General features: G+C 46.5%; 3 protein-coding genes. All 3 read left to right on the top strand.

Annotated features, from left to right (window positions below; genetic code table 11):
• Positions 1-1,375, top strand: a 1,375-nt coding sequence (locus tag PLH26_RS20645; RefSeq protein WP_324587913.1) for a TonB-dependent siderophore receptor, incomplete at its 5' end; no start/stop codon positions are given.
• A 25-nt stretch (positions 1,376-1,400) separates the two neighbouring features.
• Entirely contained in the window at positions 1,401-2,558 is a 1,158-nt protein-coding gene (locus PLH26_RS20640; RefSeq protein ID WP_324587912.1) for a PepSY-associated TM helix domain-containing protein, read from the top strand.
• A 784-nt stretch (positions 2,559-3,342) separates the two neighbouring features.
• Positions 3,343-3,669, top strand: a complete 327-nt coding sequence (locus PLH26_RS20635) for a DUF6686 family protein (protein WP_324587911.1) — start codon at positions 3,343-3,345, stop codon at positions 3,667-3,669.
• Positions 3,670-4,201: the final 532 nt, after the last annotated feature.

Genomic DNA, 4,201 nt, shown 5'->3' with positions numbered 1-4,201 from the left:
CGGGTCTAACTATATATTTTCCAAAAAAGGCTATGCCGACCTTCCCCGCGATTTTACTACGGCTGAAGCCAACCTGGAACCTACTAAAATGAATGACAAAAGTGTGCTCGTGATCTTTGATCATAAGCTCAGCAACAACTGGAAAATGACCGCCCAGGCTGCCTATTTCAATTACCAGCAAAAAGGAGCTTCGCTGTGGCCGCAGTGGCCGGTAGCTTTTGATCCTCAGGACGACGGCATATTGTACAGGGGCATATCTATATGGGATGTGCTCGGCACCAGTAAAATCGGGCAGATGTTTGTTAACGGCGAAGTGCAGACAGGCGCGGTATCGCATAAAATACTGGCGGGGCTGGATATGAGCAATAAGGAATATTACCACGACTGGAACCAGGGTGGACCCCTGGGGGATCCGCTCAACATCTATGCTCCTGTGCATGGAAACACCAGCGTACCGGTGTTCGACAGGAGCAAAAACATCAGGGAAAGAGGCGTGCGGCTTTATGGCGGATATACCGGCTTATATGTGCAGGATGAGCTGGGCTTTTTTGATGACGCATTACGTCTCACTTTAGCAGGACGCTATACCACCCTTAAATCAGGTGAGTATACTGATGAGTTTAAAAGCAACCGGTTTACCCCGCGTATCGGTCTTAGCTATTCGATAAACAAGAATACAGCCGTTTATTTTGTGAAGGACGAGTCTTTTTTAGAAAATTATGGGTCTGACTGGCAGGGGAAAAGCTTTGATCCCATTACGGGTGGAAATATTGAAGTGGGGGTAAAAAAAGACTGGGTGAACGGCAAATGGAATTCCGCCGTTTCGGTTTACCAGATCACCCGGAACAATGTGCAGACTACCGATTTTGATCATCCTCATCCTGCCGGTGGTTATTATACACGCCAGTCGGGTCAGCAAAAAACGAAAGGCGTTGAGGTTGATATCAGAGGGCAGATCGTAAGAGGGCTCGACGTGATCATTAACTATGCGTATACAGAAGCCAAAGTGACCAAAGACAGCGACAAGAGTGTGATCGGTACACAGGTGGCGGGCTCCAGCCGCCATATTCAAAACGCGTGGCTGAACTACAGGATGGACAGGGGAGCGTTAACCGGCTTTGGCATTTCAGTGGGCTACCAGTACCAGGTAAAACGTTCGCCCTGGTATGTTTTTGATAATTCGGAAAACAGCCTGCCCGATTACTTTCGCTTAGACGGAAGCCTTTCTTACCAAAAAGAGAAGATTGGCTTTAACCTGGTGGTGAACAATATCCTGAATAAATATTTATATTCGGGTGCGCCATACGAGGATTATTTTTACTGGCAAACAGAACCCGGAACCAATATGCGGTTTAGCGTATCGTACAGATTTTAATTCCGCAATGCTATAGTAATGAGGGATGACATTTAAAAAATTCATAGGAAAAATTCACCTCTGGCTCGGGCTAAGCTCCGGGCTGGTGGTTTTAATACTGGGTATTACCGGTTGTATACTGGCGTTTGAACTGGAGATCAGGAGTGTTACCGAATCATCTTTTCGCAACGTAAAAGTGGAAAACAGGGATGTATTGCCGCCATCGGAGCTGAAAGCCATTGCCGAAAAACATTTGGCATCAAAAAAAGCGCTGGGTGTTGAATACCCCGGCAAAGACAAAGCAGCCGTTGCCGCCTATTATGATGAAAAAGAATATGAGCTGGTTTTCATGAACCCGTATAGCGGCGAAGTGCTGAAGCATAAAAACATGAACAGGGATTTTTTCCGCATTGTATTAGATGGTCATTATTATTTATGGTTGCCGGATAATATAGGACAACCCATCGCAGCATCTGCCACACTTATTTTTTTGGTGATGATGATCAGTGGTCTGATCCTTTGGTGGCCAAAGAACAAAGCGGCAAAAAAGCAAAGATTCACCATCAAATGGAGCGCAAGATGGCGGCGTAAAAATTACGATCTGCACAATGTGCTGGGTTTTTATATGACCTGGGTAGCCATCTTCCTGGCCATTACAGGGCTGGTATTCGGGTTTCAATGGTTCGCCGGATCGGTATACTGGGTTACCAGCGGCGGTGAAACAATGGTTGAACATACACACCCTGTTTCGGATACTACTAAAACAGCATCGTTTGCCAATATGGCCGATCATTTATGGCAGGAACACCGCACAGGGTTAAAAGGAAATGAAAGCATAGGCGTGTATTTTGCCGCTATTTCCACCGACCCGGTTGAAATAGCGGTCAATCATAAGCCCGGCACTTATTACAATTCCGATTATTATCATTACGACCAGTACACCGGAAAAGAACTGCCGGCTACAGGCAGCTATGCCGGGAGTTTTGAAGATGCGCCGCTGGCAGATAAAATAGTACGCATGAATTACGATATGCATGTGGGCGCTATACTGGGGCTTCCGGGAAAAATACTTGCTTTTTTTGCAAGTCTCATTGCTGCCAGCCTGCCGGTAACGGGTTTTTACATCTGGCTGGGACGAAGAAAGAAAAAGAAAACTGTTTTTGTGAAGCAGGCAAAATTAGTGGCGGCGGCTTCTGTGGTATAGCAATAAGCGTGAGATGTTAGGAGGAGATTGCCGCTGATGCCCAAATGGATGATAACGGATCTACTATTCTTTATAACTTTTTTACTGTTTTTAAACGCATTGAAACTCCTCCTTCTGAAGGATTACAATCCTGTATCCGTTTGCTTCCAGCGTATCGCATCGCTTTGCAAAGTTGAAGGGTTGCCGGCCGTAAGCATTATTATGAGACCCTGACGGGGTCACAGGTCTGTAACCCCGTCACCTCGAAACAGGTACGACCCCTTCGGGGTCCAAGCCTTCCTCTTATGATTTTATAAACCTTGTATCCCTTCGGGATACAAGATGGCCATTTTAAACTGATTTGAAACCGCCAATAAGCAATTAATGTTGTTTCCTTAAAACCTCATCCTTCTGAAGGATTACAATCCTGTATCTGTTTGCTTCTAACAGCGTATCGCATCGCTCTGTAAAGTTGAAGGGTTGCCGGCCGTAGCATTATTATGAGACCCTGACGGGGTCACAGGTCTGTAACCCCGTCACCTCGAAACAGGTACGACCCCTTCGGGGTCGAAGCCTTCCTCTTATGATTTTATAAACCTTGTATCCCTTCGGGATAGAGGATGCCAATTTTGAACTGATCTGAGACAGCCAATAGGCAATTGTGATTTAATTCCGGCCGAATTATCAATAAATGTACTTAGGTATATCACACCGGTATTAGTTTCCTCATTTCGAAAATCATTTTCCTGATTAAAGCACATTTCTTTTTTTGAGGGGCGTATTATTGTTCGAAATTATTTACTCTATGTGCGGATTCCGGTATTTATACAATGGCGAAGATGGCTATATTGTACGTTGCAAAAATTGCGGGCATTACCAGATTGCTTTTGCCAGCTTCATGTTAACCCTTTCGCAAAGTGAATTTCAATCATTTTGTGAGCTGGCAAAATATAAATGCAGCGAACCCGATCATTCCCTTGCCGAACACAGTAAAAGCATCATCCTGCAAACGCCGGCACAGGGCGTATTCATTCTGCTTACTAAAAGTGAAGGCGCCCGTTTGTGTGAAATACTCGAAGAAGCCGATAATGAGGACAAAGCGCTTTCCCTTATAAGCATGTTCAGCTCCTGAATTACAGGTATCGTAAAAAGTGAGCGCCCGCCCCGGTGATCCCGGCCGGGCCCGTTCACCTCTCACCTCACCTCTCACATCTCACATCTCACATCTCACATTTCACCTCTCACCTCTCACTTCTCACCTCTCACCTCTCACCTCTCACATCTCATCTCTTCCGCCGTCCGCATAAAAAAAGTGGCTGTCTTATTGCGACAACCACTTTTGTATGATATTGCTATTTCTTCAATGAACGAGCCGTCACCATTCACCCCGTCCGAACGCCCGCCTGACCAGATTCGGGCAGGGTGTTCATCCGCCCCCCGGATGGCTTCGGTCTGATGGGGGCGGGCATTCACTACTCACCACTCACCACTCACTACTCACTACTCACTACTACCCCCCTCTAATGCGCAACGGCTGCGGTAGCCGTGCTACGGGGATTTGCCTTCTTTTGCCAGAAGAAAAAGATAAGGAACAGCACGATCAGTATGGCCGGGAAGGCAACCATTTTGGCCAGCGTTGCCTGTCCTGCAACCAGTTCCAGCTG

It is taken from the genome of Agriterribacter sp. (assembly GCF_035444585.1).
GTDB lineage: Bacteria > Bacteroidota > Bacteroidia > Chitinophagales > Chitinophagaceae > Agriterribacter.
Note: the sequence above shows the minus strand (reverse complement) of the source record. Positions and strands in the feature narration are given on the sequence as shown.